This window comes from Pantoea sp. X-Soil-TKNS-1211, from assembly GCF_059730495.1.
This window is the reverse complement of sequence record NZ_AP035953.1, coordinates 2,122,805-2,144,943: the sequence shown is the minus strand read 5'-3', so window position 1 is coordinate 2,144,943 and position 22,139 is coordinate 2,122,805. Positions and strand designations below refer to the sequence as shown.

The following is a 22,139-nucleotide window of genomic DNA, read 5'->3' as shown; positions in this document are numbered from 1 at the left end:
GCCTTGCATGTCGGGGGGCGGCGTTGATACATAACGCTACAAAACTGAATACATTGCTTCAGCCCGGCAATACAATCTCGACCTCCAGCCCCCCCTGATCGCGGTTACTCAATATCAGGCTCCCTGCCATTTGACTGATCAATTGTGAGGCGATCGCCAGGCCCAACCCGGTGCCGCCGGTGTGGCGATTACGGGAACTCTCCACACGGTAAAAGGGCTGTAGTACCGCCTCCAGTTCCTCTTCCGGGATGCCAGGCCCATTATCGCGCACATAAATCTTCATGCCGCCAGCCGCCGTATTTGATAATTCCACTTCGGCATGAGAGCCAAATTTAAGTGCGTTATCAATCAGATTGGTCATGATGCGGCGTAACGCCTGCTGACGAATGCTGAAATTATCCGGTCCGGCACAGGGCAAGAAGCTGACGGCTTTGCCCACATCCTGATAATCACAGGCGATACTATCGAGAAACGCATTCAGGCTGACCCGCTGTGGCGTCTCATCCGGTATCTGCGCCGAGCGAGCATAATCGATGCCCTCACGCACCAGGCGGCTCATATTGTCTAAATCGCCCAGTAATTTGTCGCGCAGTTCGGGCTGTTCCGACATCTCCACCCGCAGCTTCATACGGGTGATGGGGGTTTGCAGGTCATGGGAAATCGCTGCCAGAATCTGCGCCCGCTCCTGTAAATGCTCCTGAATGCGCAGTTGCATGGCGTTAAAGGCGCGCGCAGCCTGCTGCACCTCTGCCGGTCCTTTTTCTGGCATGATGTTGGCACTGGTGGGTTTTAGTCCCTCAACCGCCTGGGTAAAACGCATAAAAGGACGCACCACCTGACGCACTGCAATCCAGGCACAGGCCGCCAGCAATATCAATTGGGCAAACAACACCACAGGAAGCCAGCGGGCGATGGCGGGCATGCGCGGCCAGAGATCCAGCGTCAGCGGCGCGCCATCGTGCAAGGTAATATGCGCCTGAATATGCAGGCGCGGGCCGGGTACATTGGTGAAGGTCAGCGGATACTGCCCGCCCAGCGTCTGTTGCAGCGAGCGGATAGCATCACGCGTACGCCAGCTATCAGGCCAGGGGCCGGGCTGCCCCGCCGATAATTCATAGCGGTAATTGCCGCGCGCCAGCTTCGCCAGCCAGCCGGGACGCTCTGCCGGGGAGAGATGATCGAGGATTGCCACACTGGTTGCCACATCGTATTCAAGGTTGCCGAGCATGACGGTTTTGGCGCTGCTCATCCGTTCAATCATCAGGCTGACCACCGTCATACCGTTCGCCAGCACCAACCCAAGTAACACGATCAACACCAGACGCGACAGCAGCGAACGCGGCCACAGCGTCATAGATTAACCTCTTTGATGATGACCGGCGCGGCCAACACATAACCTTCGCTGCGCACCGTTTTGATGTAGGCTGGTTCGCGCGCATCCTCGCGCAGCCGCTGGCGTAAACGACTGACCAGCAGGTCGATCGAACGTTCAAACAGCTCCGCATCGCGCCCCTGAGTCAGGTTCAACAACTGATCACGGGTTAACACCCGTTGGGGATGGTCAAGAAATACCCGCAGCAACCGGTACTCTGCCCCGCTCAACGCGACGATCACCCCGTCGGTATCCAGCAGATGGCGCGCCGAGGTATCCAGTTGCCAGTCACCAAAGGCAATCAGGCGACCGGTTTCCGTAATTTGCAGATTGGGTGGTAACGCGCGGGTACGTCGTAAAATGGCTTTGATCCTCGCCAGCAATTCACGCGCGACGAAAGGTTTGATCAGATAATCATCCGCGCCCATCTCCAGCCCGAGGATGCGATCGCTGTCTTCACTGCGTGCCGTCAGCATCAAAATCGGCAGGTTACGCTGCGGATCGCTGCGCAGCTGACGGCACAGGGTCAAACCATCATCGCCGGGCATCATAATGTCCAGTACCACCAGGTCCACCGCATTCGCTGTCAGTACCGCACGCATTTCACGGCCATTGGCGGCACCGGTGGCACGATAGCCGGATTTCACCAGATAGTCGGTGATCAGCTCGCGGATATCCCGGTCATCATCAACAACCAGGATGTGATCAATGTGCTCCAAAACAACCTCCTGACAGCGTGAAAGACAAAAAAGACCGGTCATAAAATACCGGTCTGACAATAACTTATTACCACAAAATTACATTTTTGCCGCATCGACCACCGCTTTAACAAAATCCTGCGGATCTTCAGCTGGCGGGTTGTGACCGATATTGCCGCTGAAGGTGCGATGCTCATATTTGCCACTGAATTTTGCCCGATACGCCGCCGGAGCCGGATGCGGCGCACCGTTGTTGTCCCCTTCAATCGTGATGGTCGGTACGCTAATCACGGGCAGCGTCGCCAGTTTTTTCTCATAGGCGGCATATTTCGCTTCACCCGGTTCCTGCCCGATACGCCAGCGATAGTTGCTGACCGTCACCGCGACCTGATCCGGATTATCCAGCGCCTGCGCGCTTTGGTTAAAGGTCGCATCACTGAATTTCCAGCCCGGCGACGCCTGCTGCCAGATTAATTTAGCAAAATCATGGGTGTTTTTCGCATAGCCTTCACGACCACGTTCGGTGGCGAAATAGAATTGATACCACCATTGCAGCTCGGCCTGCGGCGGCAGCGGTTTTTTGCCAATCTCCTGGCTGCTGATCAGATAACCGCTGACCGAAACCAGTGATTTCACCCGCTCCGGCCACAGCGCCGCCACGATATCTGCGGTGCGTGCGCCCCAGTCAAACCCGGCGAATACTGCCTGTTTGATACCCAACGCATCCATCAATGCCACGGTATCGGCCGCCAATGCCGAGGGTTGTCCGTTACGCGGCGTACTGGCGGAGAGAAAGCGGGTTGAACCGTAACCACGCAGATAAGGCACGATCACGCGATAACCCTGCGCCGCCAGCTGTGGCGCAACCTGGGCATAGCTTTGGATATCGTACGGCCAGCCGTGTAACAGAATCACCGGTTGCCCGTCGCGTGGGCCAATGTCGACATAGCCGACATTCAGCACTCCGGCTTTCACCTGGTGGATGGTGTGGAAGGCCTGGGCATAATCGGCTTCGGTTGGTGCAGCCACCGCAGCAGTGGTGGCAAACAGGGCAGTCGCAGTCATCAGGGTCGCTAACAGGGATTTACGTAACATGGCGCTCTCTCCAGAAAATTTGATATGTAAGTGACAACGCCTGCATTACACCAACCCGATGTATAGGGCTTGTTTCTGCACACCCGGATTTTTGCCTCGCGATGTATTGGTGAGCGAGGCAGATACAGTGCGATACAAACCTGCGCGATAAATCGCGCCGCTACGGAACCTGGCATGATGCGATAAATCACGCCACGACAATTTTCCTTTCAATCTGTGCGCTCGATCTCCAATCCCGGCAACATTATGAGATATATCTATTAACACGATATATCTAAATTTATTACAACAACACTGAGCTGTACCCCTTTTATCTGAAAGAGAGAACATACCCATGCCACAGATCGATGAGTTGGTTCTGGAACCACCTTTCAACGTGACGCGTGCCAGTCATGTTGTCCTGAACGTTCGTGACCTTGAGGTCAGCAAACAGTTCTATACCGATTTAATCGGGTTGGTGGTCAGTGATGAGGATGCGTCCAGCGTTTATCTGCGCGGCTTAGAGGAACGCGGCCATCACAGCCTGGTGTTGAAAAAAGCCAGCGATAGCCACTGCGCTCGCATCGGGATGCGTGTCTGTCGCGATGACGATATCTATAAAGCGGAAGAATATTTCGCTTTGCAGGGTAAGGAGACGCGCATTGTCGAGGTCCCTTTTCAGGGCTTAACCCTACATGTCAGCGACCATGTCGGCGTACCACTGGAATTCTGCGCATCGATGGACGCCTGTGAACGTATGCTGAAAAACTATCAGCATTATCGCGGAGCCAGCGCCCAGCGCCTCGACCACTACCAGCTACAAACCAGCGACGTGCGTCAGGCGTGGTCGTTTTATCAGCCACTGGGTTTTCGCGTCAGTGAATATACCTGGTCTCAGGTTGAAGAAGATCAGCATCTGTGGGGCGTCTGGCTGCAACGCAAAGGTAATCCGCACGACATCGTCTTCACTCAGGGGCCAGGACCACGTCTGCACCATTTTGCCTATACCTTGCCCGATACCAACGACATGATCCGCGCCTGCGACGTCGCCGGTGCACTCGGTTATGCGCCGCAACTGGAACGTGGTCCGGGGCGTCACGGCATCAGCGGGGCCTTGTTTGTCTACTTCCGCGATCCCGATGGGCATCGTATCGAGCTGTTTAATACCCACTACCAACATATCGACATCGAACCGGCGCTCGGCTGGAACCTGGCCGATCCCAAACGTGCTGACCAGTGGGGGCTGCCGGCACAAAACAAATGGTTCACCGAAGCAACACCATTCGCCAACGTACCGGTCATCCAACCGCAAACTCCGATCGATCCGCCTACGCTGGAGCGCTTTCTCGCCCTTGCCAATGATGGCTAAGCGCCTGTGTCAGGTCTCAACACTAAACCCTGTGTGAAATCAGCTATTGGGAGAACGGATCGTGAGTACATTTATTCAAAACCCGCTGGTGCGGATTCTGGTTGCCTATGCACTCGGCGTGATGGCAGCAATGACCGTCAGCGAAGCGGTGACCGAGTTAGGTTCGATTGCAAAAGAGTTTCATGTCTTTGAACACAGCCAGATCGGCCTGATCATGTCGCTGCCGTCGTTGATGGTGGCCCTCGGCGCGCTGCTGGCGGGTTACATCGTCGACCGCGCCGGTGATCGGGTAGTGTTGCTGACCGGTACCGTGGTGATTGTGCTGGGAGATATCTGCGTGGTCGCTGCCCCGTCCTTCAATCTGTTGCTGGCCGGACGCATCGTTACTGGCATCGGTTATGTGTTGACCGCCGTGGCCGCCGTGACCTTGTTGATCCGCATCACTACCGGCAAACAGCGCAATATGGCGATGGCGTTGTGGTCCACTTTTGTGCCCGCCAGTTTTCTGCTGCCGTTCCTCTCGGCCGGTCTGGCTGACCATTTTGGTAACTGGCGTGCCGCCTTTCTGGCGCACTCGGTCCTGACGCTGGCGCTGGCGTTTGTCGCCACCGTCAGCCTGCCGCGCCGCACGCCAGAAGAAAAAGCCCAGTTCTCCCGTACCCGTGGTTTACGTTCCGTACTGAGAAGCCCGTTGATCTATCTGCTGGGAATTTCCTTCGGTGCCGATGCCTTTTTGCAGACCGGCATTATCTCCACCCTCGCCCCTTATCTCGCCAAACGTTACAGCGTACCGGTGCTGGAAGTCGCCCACTGGAACGTGGTGGCGATGGTATGTAACGGCATCGGCTGCCTGATGGTCGGCGCGCTGCTGAATCGGGGAGTCAAAGCCGCCGCGATTGGTGTGGTGGGCCTGGTGCTGACCGGTGCGCCGGCGCTGGCGATTTTCACCCTGCCGCTCGGCTTTATGTTCTCTATCGGTGCCTCCTGGTTATTTATGTTTGGCAGCGGTTTGCTGGTGGGCATGTGGGCACTGGCTCCGGTGGTCGCGCCATCACGCGAAAGCATCGGGGCCACCAGCGGCCTGATCACCCAACTGACGCTGGTCGGCGTGTTCTTAGGCCCACCGTTGTTTATCGCCGCACAGAACAGTGAAGACCCACAGTCGCTGGCGCTGCTGGTGATTGGCGGGCTGGTGGTTTGCCTCGCCGGACTGCCTATCTGGCTGCGTGATGTTCAGCGTCAGGCCAGTCACGATCTCAAAGCTAATACCCTGAAGACTCACAGTTAACTCTGAATAACAAGAGGAAGTCATTATGTTGGATATCGTCATCATCGGTGCCGGCCCGGCCGGACTGGCTGCTGCTTTGCGCCTGCATCAACAGGGTTTTCGCCCGCGCCTGTTTGAAGCGGTGGCCGAAATCAAACCACTCGGCGTCGGCGTGGATATCAAGCCTTATGCGGTAAAAGAAATTACCGAAATGGGCCTGTACGACGCCTTTGTCGACATCTCAGTTGAAGCCAAAGAATCCATTTTCTACACCGGCTACGGCCAGCAAATTTTCGGCGAGCAGTGCGGCAAACACATGGGCTACGAATATGACCAGCGTTTTGTCCACCGCGGTCATCTGCAAATGATGTTGTACCAAGCGGTGCAGGAGCGCCTGGGCGTGGAGGCCATCACCCTCGGTTGCCGTTGCAGCCATTTCGAACAGGACGACAGTGGCGTGACCGTGCATTTCGATACCCGTCTCAACCCCAATGCACCGCAAAGCGTGCGGGCCGATGTGGTGATCGGCGTCGACGGTATTCGTTCGGTGGTACGCAGCAAACTGCTGCCGGAATCGGCGCGTAGCCACTTCTCCGGCCTGACCTTATATCGCGGCGTCACCGTGATGCCGCCATTCAAAACCGGTGGCAGCATTCTGCATATCGGCGACCCGATCCGTCAGGGCACGTTGATCGTCTATCCGATCCAGAACAACGTCGATGGCAAAGGCAATCAACTGGTGAACTGGGTGATTGAGCAGGCCGAGAAGCCACAAAGCGAGGAGGACTGGAACCAGGAAACCGGCGTCAAAGAGATTGAGCACGTGTTTGACGACTGCCAGCTCGATTTTATCGACGTCAGCGAAATGATCCGCAACGCGCGCGAATGCTATCTGTTCCCGCTGATCGATCATGACCCGTTACCGCAATGGTCATTTGGCCGCATTACCCTGCTCGGTGACGCGGCCCATGCCATGTATCCGCGCGGCGGCAACAGCGTCTGCCAGGCGTTTGTGGATGCCCGCGTTATCGCCGAAAAACTCGCCAGCATCGCTGACCCGGTCGCCGCGTTGCAAGCCTACGAACTGGAGCGCCGCGAGAAGGTGAACTGGCTGGTGCTGGCATCACGCGGCGAAGGCCCGGAAGTGGTGCGCCGTATCGTTGAAGAACGCAGCGGCGGCAAACCGTTCGACGATATTGAAAAAATCTTCCCCCACGAAGAAGCCCTGTCGATTTTCAGCGAGTACCACGCCAAAGCCGGTATGCGCATCCCGACAGAGAAAGAGACCGACCAACCGACGAAATACCCATCGGTTTTTGCCACCCAAAAATAATTTACCCCCTTAATTGAGACAGAAAGGAACTGACTATGAGCAAGATCATTGATGCCAACATGCACTGGCTGCCGGGCGAGCTGTTTTCTGACAAGAAACTGCTGAATTCATTTCTCGACTGCGTGCCAAAACAATATGGCGTGCACACCCGCGTAGAGAAAATTGAAGGCAAGGAACTGAGCCAGCTGATCATCGAACAGCCGAAAGGCTTTGTTAACCTGAACTATGCCGAAGGGCAATACACGCTGGAAAGCCAGTTGGCGGATATGGAGAAAGCCGGGGTTGACCATGCCATCTTCCGTCTGCCGGTGTGGCAGGAGTGGCTGGATCTGGAGACCTGTAAAGAGGTCAACACCCGCATGGCGGAATACGTGAAACGCAGCGAAGGCCGCATGTCAGCGTTGGCGGTAGTGCCACCGTGGGGCACCGACGATTGCCTGCGCGAGGTGGATCGCTGCCTGAATCAACTCGGTTTCCGAGGCGCACAGATCGTGGCGCACTACGGTCAAATCTATCTTGATGACCCGGCTTTCCGTCCGTACCTGACTTTCCTTAACGACCTCAAGGTGCCGGTGGTGGTCCACCACACCCCGCTGCCGGTAGATTTCAACTCGGTGCTGCCTTACACCAACCAGCGTCGCCAGTTTGGTCGCTGCGTGGATCAGGCAACCGCCGTTGGCCGTGAGCTGTTCAGCGGCATGTTTGATGAGCTGCCCAACCTGCGCTTTATCCACTCGATGCTGGGCGGCGCGTTCTATGCCTTCGCCGATATGCTGGTGCCGCCACAACATCAGTTCAATGATGCGGTGGATCGTTTCCAGACCGGCACTGGCAACCTACGTGCGCAACTGAGCAACAACATCTTCTTTGATACCTCCGGCGCACCGCAATGGGGTAAAGCGCAGCTGGAAGCGGCGGTGAAGGTGATTGGCGGCAAAAACATCCTGTACGGCAGCTCCTACCCGATCCGTAAGGACTGGTTCTTCAAAGGCATTGAGACCATCGAGAGTCTGGATATCAGCGCTGAAGACAAAGCCAACATTCTGGGTGGTAACGCCGCGCGTATGTTCAACCTGGCCTGATCCGCCACGTCAACGCCGTAAACCCTCCTGTGTCTTGAAAACTGCTCAGCCTTCGTGCTGGGAGCGGCGGGCTTCTGCTCGCCGCATTTTTGCCAAAATAGGGAGAAAACCCGTGGAACGACCGCAATTTATCCGTTTTTCCGCCGAACAAGGTCAGGTACACGCTTACGGTTTAATCCGTGGCGCTGGGGTGATTGACCTTAAGCGGCGTTTTGCTGATCGCTGGCCGACGCTGGATGCGGTGATCGCTGATAACGCCCTGGCGTCGCTGGCCGCCGAGGCGCAAAACCTGCCCGTGGATTATGCCCTGACCGATATCCAGTTCGAGATGCCGCTTGAGCAACCGGGCAAAATTCTGTGTATCGGCGTCAACTACCCGAACCGCAACGCCGAATATAAAGACGGTCAGAGCGCGCCGGATTACCCGTCAATGTTTGTGCGTTTTCCTGCATCACTCACCGGCCATCAGCAGCCGTTGCTACGCCCCGCCGAGAGCGAGCAGCTGGATTACGAAGGCGAAGTGGTGATCGTGATCGGCAAATCTGGTCGTCGTATTCCTGAAAAGGAGGCGTTAAACCATATCGCCGCTATCACCGTGGGTAATGAAGGCACGGTGCGCGACTGGGTGCGACACAGTAAATTCAATGTCACCCAGGGCAAAAACTTCTATCGCTCCGGCGCGATAGGCCCGTGGCTGGTGCCCTTCGCCGATGCGGCGCAAATCGCCGATATCCGTCTGACCACCCATGTTAACGGTGAACTGCGTCAGGACGATCGTACCCGCAACATGACCTTCTCATTCAGCTGGATCATCGCCTACATCTCGACCTTTATCCCGCTCAATCCCGGCGACATCATTTTTACCGGCACGCCGACCGGCGCGGGCGCACGCTTTGAACCGCCCATCTGGCTGAAGCCCGGTGATGTGATTGAGGTGCACGCCGAGGGGATCGGCACCCTGCGCAACCACGTTCAGGATGAGGTGTGACCATGTTAAGCCAGAGCGAATTGTTAACCGCTGTCGAGGCACTGGATCAGGCCGAACGCAGCCGCAGCCAGACTGGATTGCTGTCGTTACGTTATCCGGAGATGACGCTGGATGACGCCTACGCGGTGCAACAGGCGTGGGTGCGGCAAAAAATCGCAGCCGGTCGTAAGGTGATTGGCTGGAAAATTGGCCTGACATCGAAAGCGATGCAGTACGCATTGAATATCGACGCCCCCGATTCCGGCGTGTTGTTCGACAACATGGTGTTTGATGACGGTGCCACCATCCCGGCGGACCGCTTTATCCAGCCGCGTATCGAAGCGGAACTGGCGTTTGTCCTCAAATCACCGCTGTGCGGGCCAGACGTGGACGTGGAAGCGGTGCTGGCCGCCACCGCCTATGTGCTACCGGCGCTGGAGATTCTCGATACCCGCATCGTGCGCAGCGATGCCGCCAGCGGCAAAGCGCGTACCATTATCGATACCGTCTCTGACAATGCTGCCAATGCGGGCATCGTGTTGGGCAGCCAGCTGTTCGCGCCAGAAAATGTCGACATGCGCTGGATGGGTGCGATTGTGGCGCGCAACGCCACCGTGGAGGAAACCGGGCTGGGTGCCGGGGTGTTGAACCATCCGGCACGCGGCATTGCCTGGCTGGCTAACCGGCTGGCGCAATATGGCGATCATCTTGCCGCCGGGCAAATCGTCCTTGCCGGTTCGTTTATTCGCCCGATTGAGGCCCGTCATGGCGACACCATTCATGCTGACTATGGCCGCCACGGCTCCGTCAGTTGCTACTTTGCGTGAGGTAACGATGTCCGCACCCATTAATGGTTTTAAACAGGCGCTACACCACAAACAGCCGCAGATTGGCCTGTGGCTGGCGCTCGCCAACCCTTACAGCGCTGAAATTTGTGGCGGATCCGGGTTTGACTGGCTGCTGCTGGATGGCGAGCACGCCCCCAATGACGTGCCGCTGTTGATGCAGCAGTTGCAGGCACTGGCGGCCTCACCGGCGCATACGGTGGTACGTGCGCCGATGGATGCCCCCTGGCTCATCAAACAGTTGCTGGATATTGGTGCGCAAACGCTGCTGATCCCGATGGTGGAAAGTGCTGAACAGGCGCAGGCGCTGGTGAAAGCGGTGCGTTATCCGCCACACGGCATACGCGGCGTCGGCGCGGCGCTGGCGCGGGCATCGGCGTTTAACCGCACGCCAGATTATCTCACCAGCGCTAATGCACAGATTTGCCTGCTGGTGCAGGTGGAGAGCCGGGCCGGTCTGGCGCAGCTGGATGCGATTACGGCCACTGACGGGGTCGATGGGGTGTTTATTGGGCCTGCCGATCTGGCGGCGGATATGGGGTTTCCCGGACAGCCAGGCGCACCAGAAGTACAAGACGTGGTGGAGGCGGCGCTGATACGCATTCAGTCGCACGGTAAAGCGGCGGGGATTTTGAGTGCCGATCCTAAGCTATGCGCCCGTTATCTGGCACTGGGTGCGACCTTTGTGGCGGTGGGCAGCGATGTCGGGTTGTTGGTGAAAGCCAGCTCGGCGCTGGCGGCAGATTTTCGTTAGTCAGGCGGATACGCGCGATAAATCGCGCCGCTACAAATAATTGCACATTCCGTAGCGGCGCGATTTATCGCGCTAAACCCGCCGCCATGCCACGTCCAGCGTTTCGCGTACCGCCGCCTCTTCCAGATGGCGCACCAGAATATGCTGCATCTCGGTCAGCTTCTCTTCATCCAGCGCGGTCAGGGTGACGCGAAAAATGCCGTCCAGCACTTCCATGCGCACCTCCCCCATACTCATGCGGAAATGGCCGCTGTTTTCATCCATCACCACCGGCGTGCGATGCTGGAAATGGCTGCCAAGCCGACGCAGAAAACGTTCACCGTTTGGCGTGACGATATCGGCCACACACTTCGCCGCCGCTTCGCTTAAGGTGGGCGCATTCAGCAAAGCTTCAATCTGGTTGGCGGCCACATGGATAATTTCCCCCATGCGTGTCACCACCTGATCCGCCACCGGCTCCATTTTGGCACGCAGACTCAGCGCGCGTTTCAGATGGTCCATCGCCTCGACAATCGCCTGCGGTGACTGGCCATGTCCCTGTGCCTTGGGCACCACGCGCGCCACCAGCATATCAATCACGGTTTTATTGGCGCTGAGGAACGAATTCCCTTCATCGGTGATGCGGTAGCGTTTCCTGCCACCCTTCTCTAAATCGATTTCGGCATAGCCGCGATCGTACAGCCAGGTGAGTGCCGGATACAGCACGCCGGGGCTGGGTTTGTAGGTGCCGCCCAGCCGTTCGTTGACTTCATGGATCAGCTCATACCCGTGGCTGGGTTGTTTGGCGATAATCGCCAATAACAGCAGGCGTAACTCGCCGTAATCGAAGGCGCGCGCCCGGCGACCCGTTTTACCAGCCGCAGGCTGCGTATCCAATTCGCTTTGTCCAACCATGACTGCCCCCACGCAGTGACTCGAATAACCACACAATGATCGCTGAATTTTAAATATATCGAAATTTCCGACATAGTCCAAGTCGTTACGGCAATCGTTTCCGTTGCACAGGGAATATAGAGAAAGGTGCAGGCAGATACAATCACTGCCCGCAATGAGAGATTACCGATCCAGTACCGCGATAAAATCGCACTGAATTAAGGTATTACCGCTGAAGTTGCCATCCAGCGCATGGCGAGCAGGACGCGAGTTCTCATCCGGGAATGCTGCCAGCCAGTAGCGATTCACCACCTCGCGCTGCGCTTTGTCCTGCATCCATAACGTCACCTTGACAACATCGTCCAGCGTTCCACCCGCTGCCTTAACGATGCTTTCGATATGGCGAAACATCAGCGCGCACTGCTGCCCGAGATCGGCGGGCACCTGCTGTGTCTGCGGGTCACGTCCGTAGATCACCCCGGAATACAACATCGCCCCCACCCGGCATGCCGCCGGGATCGGATTGGCATGGGGAAAGGCATCAATATAGATACTTTCGCGTCGGCTCATATCACCTCCTGATTAATAATCATCATCCGCCATTTTCGCGCCAAAGCGGTACACCAGACGCAGACGTTCCGCATGGTAATTACCTGTCACCTCATTGGGCGAGTGGACGTAGTCAAACTCGAATTCCAGGTGCAGACGCGGCGTAACGTTGTAACCCAGGATCATAAAGGCGGCGTTGATGTTCTCTGCGGGTAGCGGATAGTAGATACCGCTGGAATCCTCCAGCTCCAGACGCGTCACGCCAAAAACGCCCAGGTATTTCTCGTCGTGGTAGGCATAACGTAAGGCAAAGGCTTTACCGGGCTGGTTGGTGGTAACCATCGACACCAGCGGCTGCCCACTCTCCAGCGGGGTATGGTCATAAATACCGTAGCTGTAGGGTGCGAAGAAACCACCGTTGAGGAAAGCGTCATCTTTGCGCGGCACATAAGTCGCGGCGAAATACAGATCATGATTGCGGGTTTTCATGCCAATACGCCCGGAATAAAGATCGGTATCGATATTGTGGTAAGGATAAGCCTGATCGCTGGCATCCCATTCGTGCAGATATTGCGCCCCCCAATACGGCGTCCAGTTGCCGAATTTCAACGCCGATACCGGCAGTTGGACGCCACCGTAGCCAAGCTGGGCGCGTTTATCGAAGTTGTAGTACCAGGCTTCCGCCACGGTATTCCACTGCTGGCCGTAGCGCAGGCCCACCGTGGTGAAACCATCGCTGTCCACCGACGGCATGCTGGTATCCTCGATTTCCGGATTACCGGCATCGCCTTTCCCGAACTGGTCGGAACTTTCCGGTTTGAAGCGGTAGATACGATACGCATTGAGTTTTAGCTCGCCCTTGTCATCAAACGCATAGCTGCCGCCGAACCCCTGATACAACGCCGGGATCATAGTCCAGCCTTCGCCTTCATTGGCAAACGGCGTATCCAGACCAAAACGCCCGCCCTGGAGATCAAAGCCATAACCCTGATAGCGCAGGAAGGCTTTGCCCAGCACCGTGGTATTTTCCGACGGTAAATAGATTTCGGTGCGTTCCGGGTCGGAGGGATTCAACCCGAGGTTATACGCGCCATAGACCCCCACCCCGGCGCTAAAACCGCCAATCTCCGGGCTGCGATATTGAATATCACCGCCCGCCGAGCTGGTGCGTTTGTTGACCTGAGTGCCACTGAACTCTTTAAAAAAGGTCATGGTTTTTAGCTCGCCGGAGATGTTGCCTTGTGCGAGCCAGTCGTTAAAGCTGTCGGAGTCCGTTGCAGGTGAAGCCTCCGCAAAACAAGTACCGCAGAACAACGCCAGAGGCACTACGGTTAATGCAGCAATTTTGGCTTTTTTATGAACATCCATTGCCTGATAACCTCATCATGGTGATACGTAGCGGCGCGATTTATCGCGCGGGTTTTATGCGATTTATCGCGCTTGGGGCACAGCGCAGCCGCCCGACATCCCTGACGGGAACGGTTAATTGACGCTGTGGGTTATCCGGGCAGAACGACGTCACCCGGTACGACAGGAATTCAGGCGTTGCGCCTGAGTTTACTTCCGCGACTGCGACAACAACGCTTTGCCGTAGTCGTTCCCGTTGGGAATACGGGTAATGGTGTGGATATGGAAACGCGCCGGTTGTTCATTGGTCAGCCACATGCCACTGTGATGATCAAACTCCAGCATCACCACCGGGCTTTGCAGCCGGTAATAGAACACATCGTCATCACCACAACCGCCAATCCAGCTCCACCAGGTGTTATCGAGATGCGCCTCAATTTGTTGCAGGCGCGCCGCACGCGGTCCGTCAGGTAGGAAAGCCAAAAACACTGCTACCAGCGCCATCACTTGTTGACGCTGCGCGGGGGTAAATTCCGCCACGCAGACGCCCTCCAGCGGGATCACCCGATTGTCCTGAAACGCCCCACCAAGGTGCCGCTGATCGGCAAAGTTAAAGCGATCGGCAGGCATGGCGGGATCTTCCATTAACTGATAAATCGTGGCGCGATGTTGCTGCCGGGCGTTGAGCGACTGCATCAAGGCGAGGCCAAGCCGTTCTTCATCGCGGAACAGCACACAATCGCTGGCATCACCACGGGCAATCACATTGGGTTCAACGCCAAAAAAGGTCGGTGCAATCACCAGTTGTCGCCCGACGATAAAGCAACAAAACGCCACATGATGACCGTAGATCGACCAGCCCCACGGCTGATGGGTCGAGGGCGTACCAAACAGCAGAAAATGGAAGCTCCAGCGGTTCATGATGTGGGTGAGATCGTACAGCTCACCAAGAAAATGGTTGGCATCCATCACCTGCTGCACCCTGGTAAACCCCACCGCGCTGGTACAACTGCGCAGCAGCGACCAGAACGTTTCGTGGGTTGCCGCCGTGGTTTCATCCAGTCTGAGGCCGTAATCATTGAACGGGATCTCCGGGTTGTACCAGGCGCGCCACTGCGCAGCATCGATGGCATAGCTCACCTGCTGCTGTTGAGTGCTATCGAGCGTGGCAAACAGCCCCTGCGCCGCCCTCACCGCCTCTTCCACCGCGAATCCTTCATCCTGCAAGCTGAAAAGACCAGGCTGCACCACGCCATTGCTGGTGATACCGCGATAGGTTTCATCCAGCATCGCCTGCCAGTGAGCTTTGAGCTTCTGCGCTTTCTCGGTTGCCAGCATGCGCGCGCCGTAAGTGTGCAAATCGACACCGCGCGCCAGCCCGATACGTTCGGCATCGTTGGGCATTAAATAATCGCGAAAATTTTGGCTGGTCATAACTGTTCCTCAACCACCGGATTTTCGATATGGCCAAGCCCTGCAATCTCCAGCCGCATCACATCGCCGGGTTGCAAGAAGCGTCCAGTCGGCGCACCGATGCCGGAAGGGGTTCCGGTTGCCAGAATGTCGCCCGGCTCCAGCGTCATCACCGTTGAGAGGTAAGCAATCTGCGCGTAGATGTCGTAAATCATGTCACCGCTGTCGGCGTGCTGGCGTAACTCACCATTCACGTACAACTTCATCTCCAGCTGCAACGGATCGGGGATCTCATCAGCGGTGGTAATCCACGGGCCAATCGGGCCATGCGTATCGAAGGATTTACCCAGCGTAAAAGTCGGCGATTTATGCAGCCAGTCACGCGCCGACACATCGTTGACAATCAGATAGCCGGCAATCACGCTGGCGGCGTCGCTGGCGTTCACATGGCGGCAGCGTTTGCCAATCACCACCCCCAACTCGATTTCGTAATCCATTTTTTCGCTGGCCGCTGGTTTCACCACCGGAGCAAACGGCCCGTTGATACAGGAGACTTGTTTGTTGAACCACAGCTGACTTTCCGGGATCGGAATCCCCGCCTGACGCGCTTCTTCAGCGTGTTTACGGTAATTCATGCCAATGCCAAGGAACTTCTGTGCGTCCTGAATCGGTGCTTCCAGTTGCACCGTCGCTAATGCATACGCCGGGCTATGTATCGCTTCCAGTCGCGGACGCAGCGTTGTCAGGCTGGTCAGCAATTGACGCATCGAACCACTCACACCAGGCACCCCGGAGAGGTCAATCACCTGATCACCCACTACCTTGCCAATCCGCGTGCGGCCCTGTTCGGTAAAACGTACCAGTTTCATGTTATTTCCTTTGCTGTAGGCGTTAACTGTGAGAGCAAAATTTGCCAACCGGCGGGGGTACGCCGCAGCACCAACGTCGAGAAGCCGTAGCGTTCCGCCTCTTCTCCCGTTTCCAGCTGTCGTACCCGGTTGCGCGTGTGGCCGGTCAGGATGGCGATATCACCTTCCAGCCGGATATCCGGCGCATCACGCTGAATGGCAACGAAACCACCCATGCGTTGGACATGCGCCAGAAATTGCGCTTTGTTGTGCACCAGGCCGGTGCTGTGGATATGCACCAAATCATCCGCCAGCATGTGCTCCAGTCGCGGCAGATCGGCGTGGATTAACGCCTGCTGGCGCTGTTGTTCAAACTCAAGTAATTCCGCGCGGGTGGCGTTCATCAGATCAACCCCGGATAGGAACCGCCATCCAGCTGCAAATTTTGCCCCGAAATAAACCCGGCCTGTTGGCTGCACAAAAAGGCACAAGCCGCGCCAAACTCTTCCGGTGTGCCATAACGCCGGGCAGCAATGGATTGCACATTGCGCTCCCGTGCCTGTTCGCGGCTGATACCCTCTTTGGCGATCAGGCGTTGCAACATAAATTCCTGGCGCGGGGTATCGATACGCTCCGGCAACAGGTTATTTATGGTGACGTTGTCACGCACCACCTCCTGGCTGATGGCTTTACACATCGCCGTCAGCGCCGCACGTGCCGAGGTGGACAACCCCATCATGTAGTGCGGGGTTTTGACCATCGCCGAGGTGATGTTGATGATGCGGCCAAAATGCCGGGCTTGCATGCCAGGCAACCAGGCGCGGATCAACTGAATCGCAGGAATAAAATTGGCTTCCATTGCCTCACGCAACGCCGCAGCCTGCCAATCCGCCAGCGCACCTGGCTGCGGGCCGGCATTGTTGGTGACCAAAATGTCGATACTGGGCAATGCCGAGAGAATGGTGTCGCGTCCTGCTGCGCTGGTGAGGTCTGCGCAAATATAGCTAACCTGCGCCGCCGGGTTCTGCTCACGCAAGCGCTGCACGGTCTGCTGCAATTTGGCTTCGTTGCGTCCGTTCAACGTGACATGCACGCCTTCCGCCGCCAGCGCCTGGGCGCACGCCAGGCCTAACCCTTGTGACGACGCGCAGATAAAAGCGAGTTTGTTACTGATGCCCAGATCCATGATTGCTCCCGGAAAACTTTGCGTTGATGAGAGTGCGATGACGAATAATTAGATATATCTAGTATTACGATATGTCAGAATATTGCACGGCTCCGCAACGCAAAACTCAGAGGCGGGTCACGGATCGTTAACAGGATGTGAAAAATGGGAAGCATTACGGGACAGGCATTTGCGGGGCAGATAAACGCGCGATAAATCGCGCCGCTACGTATTATCCTACAGGGTTGTAGATACTCTGTTAAGCATCAACACTTTCCCGATGCTTGGTACTAAAAAGTCTCGCTGAATCAAAATCCTGACCGTGCTTTATACAGCTCCATAAGCCGGTCAGGTATTTCCGCATTACTGCGCATATCGCCTGGATTTTCTTCTTACCTCTTTTTATCAGCCCCTGATAAAACATCGCGGCGCGGGGTTCATGCTGCGCAGCACTCAGCGCGGCCATATACAGCGCCCTACGCAGATGACCGTTGCCCGCTTTACCCAGACGTCCCGGACGGTTCACGCTGCTGCCCGACTGGCTCTGCCTCACATGCAGGCCCGCATGACGGCTTACCTGATTTGCCTTCATATCCCGGGGCAGCAGGCTCAGCTCGCCCAGTACAGTAATGGCCGTTGTCTCTCCGACGCCTTTGGCTGAACACAGGCACATGAACGCCGCTTTCAGGGCGCTATTTTTCGCGATGATTTTCAGCGCCAGCGCGTGCAGCTTCTCTACCTTACGGCTGTAATATTCCACGTCTTCTTCTTCCAGCTCCAGCAGGACATCGGCAGTTCCGGCGCGGGTTTCCAGCGCATGAAGACGGTTTTTTGAACGTGTCCGGGACTGAACGGCTCGCGTCATCATGCGGGCGATATCGCGCAACGCCATGCAGTCATCATCCGGAGCCTGCCAGAGTGCAGGCCTCATGCTTTCTCCATATTCAGCCAGCAGTACCGCATCACGGGCGTCAGTTTTGGCAGCGTTCAGGCGCATGGCGGCATAGTGGTGATAACTGGCGGGATTAATGACGCAGACGGGCAGCCCGGCACGGACAAGAGCCACCGCAAGGTCAAAATGGTAGACACCGGTTGCTTCCATAACGATGCGTTCGGGGGACAGCGATATCAGCTTTTTCGCAAAAGCCTGATAGTCCTCAGGTGTCTGATTAAGCTCAGAAACCAGCGTTGTTTTACCGTTAACGCGTACGGCAAAGGTAAAGGTTCTGGCAGAAATATCGATCCCGGCAAAACAGGTCATGTGGCCTCCGGAAGGCAAAATAGCGTAAACTGTTAACCGGTTCCCGACCTCGTCATCTGAGATTGTTCAGCCTGCCTTGTAATGCGAAGTCAGTCTCGCGAGAGAAAGCTTCCTGGTACTCTTCGGCCTGAACAAGGAGGCGGGAGCCACTCTACGTACGAAGTCACTGTAAAAGCTGCTTCCAGCGGCGCACGGCTTCCCGGTTATCAGAACTGATTTCAGGGAAATCATAATCTGACCCTCCAAACATACAAGCGGCGCGATTTATCGCGCGGATTTTATGATGTCGCGACGCTATTGTCCGCTGACGGTGCCGCTCATCACGGCTGGAGCGTCGGCCTGTACCAGAAAAGCGATCACTGTGGCATCACGCTCCCCGCGAATGTCTGGCAGGGAAACGGCATCACTGATGGCATCACCTTGATGCAGGCGCTGATCGCCCACCCGTACCACGCCGTCGAGCAGCGTTAGCCAGACAGCGAAACCTTCCCGCTGTGGAATCACCAGCTGCTGGTCACGTTCCAGTTTCAGATCGTAGATATACACCGCCTGACGCAAAGCCAGTGGCGCATCGCTGCCTTCAGGCCCGGCCAGCAGCGTCCAGCTATTGACCGCTGCACCCTCGGCACGGGTGAAGTGTTGCACTCGTTCCTCGCCCCCTTCGTGCGCAGGACGAATATAGGCCTGCAACATTTCAGTTTCGATCAATGGCGCAGACTCCTCATGGCGCAGGCCGTCACCGGCACTGACCACCATCACGCGTTTAGCGTTCAGCGGGGTGCGTTCCCCATTTTCATGCTGATGCTGCGAAGAACCGCGCCAGACGTAAGTGAAAATCTCATCGTTCTGATGGCGGTGCATCGGTACCTGCGCCCCGGTTTTCAGCGTCATCTGGTCGATGATCGCCAGCGGGCCAAATGCCTCGCCCGGACGCTGACGGCGAATGCTGAAAGGGCCATATTCAAACAGCTGGTCGCGTTGTGCACGTAACAGGTTCATGGTCAGTCTCCGTGAATTCGGTTAGATGGCACCATGATAAAGGCCCAGGGCATACACACCAGTGGTACGATTTGTTGGCTTAAGTCAAAATTTTTGACAATAGATAATTAGTCAACACTGACGAAGTTGCGTAAAATAAGCTTTTATTTTCCTCAGGCCAGTCATCATGGACCGTAAAAAACAGATTCTTGACGCTGCTGAACAATGCATGAGATTAAAAGGTTTTCATCAGACGTCGATTCAGAATATTGCCAGCCAGGCAAATATCAGTGTGGGACTGATCTATAAATACTTCACCAATAAAGAATCGATCATTGAAGCGCTGGTATTAAATATCACCCAACGTCTGAAAGATTTGCTTAATGATGATCTGGAACATATTGCTCAGTCAGGTGGTGAGGCGCGTTTGCCGCTGTTTTCTGCCGGGCTGGTGCCGCATGAAGTGGAGAATGATATTGTCTTACTGATGGAAGTCTCGTCTGAAGCCATGCGCAATGCGCGCGTCATGCACATTATGACTGATGCCTGGAAAAATCTGCGGGATAACTTTATCAGCAAAGAACAGGCGCTTTACCCAGGTAAAGATGCCAGCGTTATTCATACTCGCTTGTATGTTCTCTCCCTGATGATCGATGGCATTATTATCCGTCGTTGTATGAAACAACGCGAAATTGTACCCGCCTTCGTGCCATTTTTTGACGGCATCATCAAGGATGTAAACAATAACGCGGTTGTACAATAAGTTACGGCAACAAGTGCTGGCTGAGTATGGTGCTCAATCGTGCCAGTTCCTGCGGATTTAAATCATGATCGACAAATGTGCGACAGGCTACGCCATCAATCAGTAACAACAGAAAATGGATCTGATTAAAACGCTGCTCCGCACTGGTTTGTGGATTTTGTTGCTGAAATATATCTTCAAGCGCGGAAATAAGTTGCTGCTCCTGTTGCGCCAGAATATCGCGCACCGCGGCATTACGTGAGGCTTCAGAATACACCTCCAGTAATAAACATTGGTCTTTTATCGACCACTCATGCCAGAACACGGAATCCCGGTCGAGAATCTGCGCTACCTGCGGCTGCTGGCTAAGTTTCTTTTCCAGAAAAAGCCGCCACTCTTCAGCAATGACGTTAACCGTTGCGCTGACCAATACTTCTTTGCTGCTAAAATAACGATATATTTGCCCAGCACCCAAACCACTTTCGGCACTAATATCCGCCATGCTGGCACCATGAAAACCAGAACGACTGAAACAGACTTTCGCCGCAGCAATAATTAGCTGTTTACGCGGGTGCAGAAAATCTTGTTGATCTGGTCGGGTCAAATTTCATTCCTCAAATCAAAAAACTTGCGCGATAAATCGCGCCGCGACGTGTTCGCACCCCATCTTTAAGGAGCGGCATAATACAGTACGCGAATTTTTGCCGATAGCCGTGGCAAAAATCCGCTTACATTTTACCGCAGGCCGACACCAAATCGACCTGCGGTAGGGTTTACAGCTTCAGTTCTGATTCTTTCAACGCCGTACCGCCGCCCATCACCTTGTAGAAGGTAATCAGGTTCTGGTAATACGCCTGTTGGGTGCTGACCAGACTGGTACGCGCGGTGTACAACGTGCGTTGCGCGGTCAGCGCATTCAGGTAAGTATCCACCCCGTTGCGATAACGCAGATCGGCCAGATGGTAATAGGTCTGCGATGCCGCCACGTTGTTACGCTGGCTGGTCAACTGGTCGTTGATGGTGCCACGTCGTGCCAGGGCATCCGCCACTTCCTGGAAAGCGGTTTGCACCGCTTTCTCATACGCCGCCACGTAGTATTCCTTCTGCGCTTTGGTGTATTTCAGGTAAGCCACATTGTAACCACCTTTGAAGATCGGCAATGAAATGCTCGGTGCAAAGGACCAGACGCCCGCACCGTTTTTAAACAGCGAGGACAGGTCTGCACTGCCGACCCCGCCGCTGGCGGTCAGGGAGATGCTCGGGAAGAAGTTCGCCCGTGCCGCACCAATGCTGGCATTGGCTGACTTCAGGTTATGTTCCGCTTCCAGCACATCCGGACGATTCAGCAAGGCATCAGACGAAATCCCGGCAGGGACTTCACGGAACGCCTGCCCCAGTGCATCGATATTCGCCGCTAACAGGTTATCCGGCACGCTGCGCCCCACCACCAGATCCAGCGCATTTTTGTCCTGCGCCACACTGGTGGTATAGCTGGCGACATCCGCCATCGCTGACTGGTAAGTGGTTTCCGCTGAGGAGACATCCACCATCGAAGCGGTGCCGTGTTCCATCTGCTTACGCGTCACCTCCATCGACTGGCGTGCACTCTCGGCCGTTTCTTTGGCAATCGCCAGATTGCTGCGATCCGCCGCCAGGGTTAACCAGTAATCCACCGTATTATACAGCACCGTCAGGCGCGTGCTGCGTGCGCCTTCCAGCGTGCTGAGGTAAGTTTCATATTGCTCGCGCGTCAGACTCTGGTTCTTACCAAACAGATCCAGCTCGAACGAACTGACACTGCCTTCTGCGGTGTAAGAGTTGCTGATCGCAGTCTGATTACCTTCGCCGGTCAGGGCGCGTGAACGTGTACCGCTGACGCCCGCACTCAGGCTCGGGAACAGATCAGCCCGCTCCTCACCGTATTGCGCATGGGCGGATTTCACGCTGGCCACTGCTTCACGCAGGTCGCGGCTGCTATCCAACGCCATCGCCACCACCTGCCGCAGTTGCGGGTCCAGAATATAGTCCTGCCAGCCAAGATCGCGATAGTTAGCCGCCTGCGCACCCTGTAACGACTTATAGGCATCCCCGCTCGGCGTGGTGTTAGCTACCGGCGAGGCAGGACGTTGATAGTCCGGGTCCAGTGACATACAACCCGCCAGGAAACAGGGTAAAAACACCACCAAAAGTTTTGCTGACATG

22 protein-coding genes are annotated in these 22,139 nt (G+C 55.9%); 8 read left to right on the top strand and 14 right to left on the bottom strand.

Annotated features, from left to right (window positions below):
* Positions 1-58: 58 nt before the first annotated feature.
* The 3 genes from AC6I8W_RS10285 to AC6I8W_RS10275 all read right to left on the bottom strand — a co-directional run bounded on the left by AC6I8W_RS10285 (position 59) and on the right by AC6I8W_RS10275 (position 3,135).
* Entirely contained in the window at positions 59-1,354 is a 1,296-nt protein-coding gene (locus tag AC6I8W_RS10285; protein ID WP_497838053.1) for an ATP-binding protein, read from the bottom strand.
* Positions 1,351-2,091 (bottom strand): response regulator, encoded by a 741-nt coding sequence (locus AC6I8W_RS10280; RefSeq protein ID WP_497838052.1) that lies wholly within the window; start codon positions 2,089-2,091, stop codon positions 1,351-1,353. The genes AC6I8W_RS10285 and AC6I8W_RS10280 overlap by 4 nt, the downstream gene beginning before the upstream one ends.
* A gap of 78 nt (positions 2,092-2,169) precedes the next feature.
* A complete protein-coding gene (locus tag AC6I8W_RS10275; protein WP_497838161.1) occupies positions 2,170-3,135 on the bottom strand; it encodes an alpha/beta fold hydrolase in 966 nt (321 codons plus the stop codon).
* Positions 3,136-3,499: 364 nt separating this feature from the next.
* Between AC6I8W_RS10275 and hpaD the strand changes: the two genes are divergently transcribed.
* The 7 genes from hpaD to hpaI all read left to right on the top strand — a co-directional run bounded on the left by hpaD (position 3,500) and on the right by hpaI (position 10,761).
* Positions 3,500-4,513 (top strand): 3,4-dihydroxyphenylacetate 2,3-dioxygenase, encoded by a 1,014-nt coding sequence (gene hpaD, locus AC6I8W_RS10270; protein WP_497838051.1) that lies wholly within the window; start codon positions 3,500-3,502, stop codon positions 4,511-4,513.
* Positions 4,514-4,574: 61 nt separating this feature from the next.
* On the top strand, positions 4,575-5,801 hold the full coding sequence (locus AC6I8W_RS10265) for an MFS transporter (RefSeq protein ID WP_497838050.1): 1,227 nt from the start codon (positions 4,575-4,577) through the stop codon (positions 5,799-5,801).
* A 25-nt stretch (positions 5,802-5,826) separates the two neighbouring features.
* Positions 5,827-7,113 (top strand): FAD-dependent monooxygenase, encoded by a 1,287-nt coding sequence (locus tag AC6I8W_RS10260; protein ID WP_497838049.1) that lies wholly within the window; start codon positions 5,827-5,829, stop codon positions 7,111-7,113.
* Between the two features lie 35 nt (positions 7,114-7,148).
* Entirely contained in the window at positions 7,149-8,195 is a 1,047-nt protein-coding gene (locus AC6I8W_RS10255; RefSeq protein WP_013509026.1) for an amidohydrolase family protein, read from the top strand.
* Positions 8,196-8,307: 112 nt separating this feature from the next.
* Positions 8,308-9,183 carry a fumarylacetoacetate hydrolase family protein gene (locus tag AC6I8W_RS10250; RefSeq protein ID WP_497838048.1) on the top strand — a complete coding sequence of 292 codons (876 nt, stop codon included), beginning with the start codon at positions 8,308-8,310 and terminating at the stop codon, positions 9,181-9,183.
* A 2-nt stretch (positions 9,184-9,185) separates the two neighbouring features.
* Positions 9,186-9,989: a 2-oxo-hept-4-ene-1,7-dioate hydratase gene (gene hpaH / locus AC6I8W_RS10245; protein WP_497838160.1), complete on the top strand. Its 804-nt coding sequence runs from the start codon at positions 9,186-9,188 to the stop codon at positions 9,987-9,989.
* A 7-nt stretch (positions 9,990-9,996) separates the two neighbouring features.
* Positions 9,997-10,761, top strand: coding sequence for a 4-hydroxy-2-oxoheptanedioate aldolase (gene hpaI, locus AC6I8W_RS10240; RefSeq protein WP_497838159.1), 765 nt, complete (start codon positions 9,997-9,999; stop codon positions 10,759-10,761).
* 72 nt (positions 10,762-10,833) lie between these two features.
* Here the strand turns inward: hpaI and AC6I8W_RS10235 are convergent, their stop codons facing one another.
* From AC6I8W_RS10235 to AC6I8W_RS10195, 9 genes are all read right to left on the bottom strand, one after another.
* Positions 10,834-11,655 (bottom strand): DUF2218 domain-containing protein, encoded by an 822-nt coding sequence (locus AC6I8W_RS10235; RefSeq protein WP_497838047.1) that lies wholly within the window; start codon positions 11,653-11,655, stop codon positions 10,834-10,836.
* Between the two features lie 162 nt (positions 11,656-11,817).
* Positions 11,818-12,204 (bottom strand): RidA family protein, encoded by a 387-nt coding sequence (locus tag AC6I8W_RS10230; RefSeq protein WP_497838046.1) that lies wholly within the window; start codon positions 12,202-12,204, stop codon positions 11,818-11,820.
* Between the two features lie 12 nt (positions 12,205-12,216).
* Positions 12,217-13,551, bottom strand: a complete 1,335-nt coding sequence (locus AC6I8W_RS10225; RefSeq protein ID WP_497838045.1) for a hypothetical protein — start codon at positions 13,549-13,551, stop codon at positions 12,217-12,219.
* A 189-nt stretch (positions 13,552-13,740) separates the two neighbouring features.
* Entirely contained in the window at positions 13,741-14,964 is a 1,224-nt protein-coding gene (locus tag AC6I8W_RS10220) for a DUF3500 domain-containing protein (protein ID WP_497838044.1), read from the bottom strand.
* The gene (locus tag AC6I8W_RS10215) at positions 14,961-15,812 is read right to left on the bottom strand and encodes a fumarylacetoacetate hydrolase family protein (RefSeq protein WP_497838043.1); all 852 of its coding nucleotides are present in this window, start codon (positions 15,810-15,812) and stop codon (positions 14,961-14,963) included. Before AC6I8W_RS10215 ends, AC6I8W_RS10220 begins: the two co-directional genes overlap by 4 nt.
* Positions 15,809-16,195 (bottom strand): nuclear transport factor 2 family protein, encoded by a 387-nt coding sequence (locus AC6I8W_RS10210; protein WP_497838042.1) that lies wholly within the window; start codon positions 16,193-16,195, stop codon positions 15,809-15,811. Before AC6I8W_RS10210 ends, AC6I8W_RS10215 begins: the two co-directional genes overlap by 4 nt.
* Positions 16,195-16,977 (bottom strand): SDR family oxidoreductase, encoded by a 783-nt coding sequence (locus tag AC6I8W_RS10205; protein ID WP_497838041.1) that lies wholly within the window; start codon positions 16,975-16,977, stop codon positions 16,195-16,197. The genes AC6I8W_RS10210 and AC6I8W_RS10205 overlap by 1 nt, the downstream gene beginning before the upstream one ends.
* 238 nt (positions 16,978-17,215) lie before the next feature.
* Positions 17,216-18,217, bottom strand: coding sequence for an IS110 family RNA-guided transposase (locus tag AC6I8W_RS10200; RefSeq protein WP_497835483.1), 1,002 nt, complete (start codon positions 18,215-18,217; stop codon positions 17,216-17,218).
* Between the two features lie 294 nt (positions 18,218-18,511).
* Positions 18,512-19,216: a pirin family protein gene (locus AC6I8W_RS10195; RefSeq protein ID WP_497838040.1), complete on the bottom strand. Its 705-nt coding sequence runs from the start codon at positions 19,214-19,216 to the stop codon at positions 18,512-18,514.
* Between the two features lie 166 nt (positions 19,217-19,382).
* On the opposite strand from AC6I8W_RS10195, the gene AC6I8W_RS10190 reads away from it, so the two are divergent.
* Positions 19,383-19,958: a TetR/AcrR family transcriptional regulator gene (locus AC6I8W_RS10190; RefSeq protein ID WP_497838039.1), complete on the top strand. Its 576-nt coding sequence runs from the start codon at positions 19,383-19,385 to the stop codon at positions 19,956-19,958.
* Position 19,959: 1 nt separating this feature from the next.
* On the opposite strand, the gene AC6I8W_RS10185 is transcribed toward AC6I8W_RS10190, so the two are convergent.
* Positions 19,960-20,541, bottom strand: coding sequence for a TetR/AcrR family transcriptional regulator (locus AC6I8W_RS10185; protein ID WP_497838038.1), 582 nt, complete (start codon positions 20,539-20,541; stop codon positions 19,960-19,962).
* Positions 20,542-20,710: 169 nt separating this feature from the next.
* Complete coding sequence (locus AC6I8W_RS10180) at positions 20,711-22,138, bottom strand: efflux transporter outer membrane subunit (protein WP_497838037.1); 1,428 nt, start codon at positions 22,136-22,138, stop codon at positions 20,711-20,713.
* Between the last annotated feature and the right edge of the window lies 1 nt (position 22,139).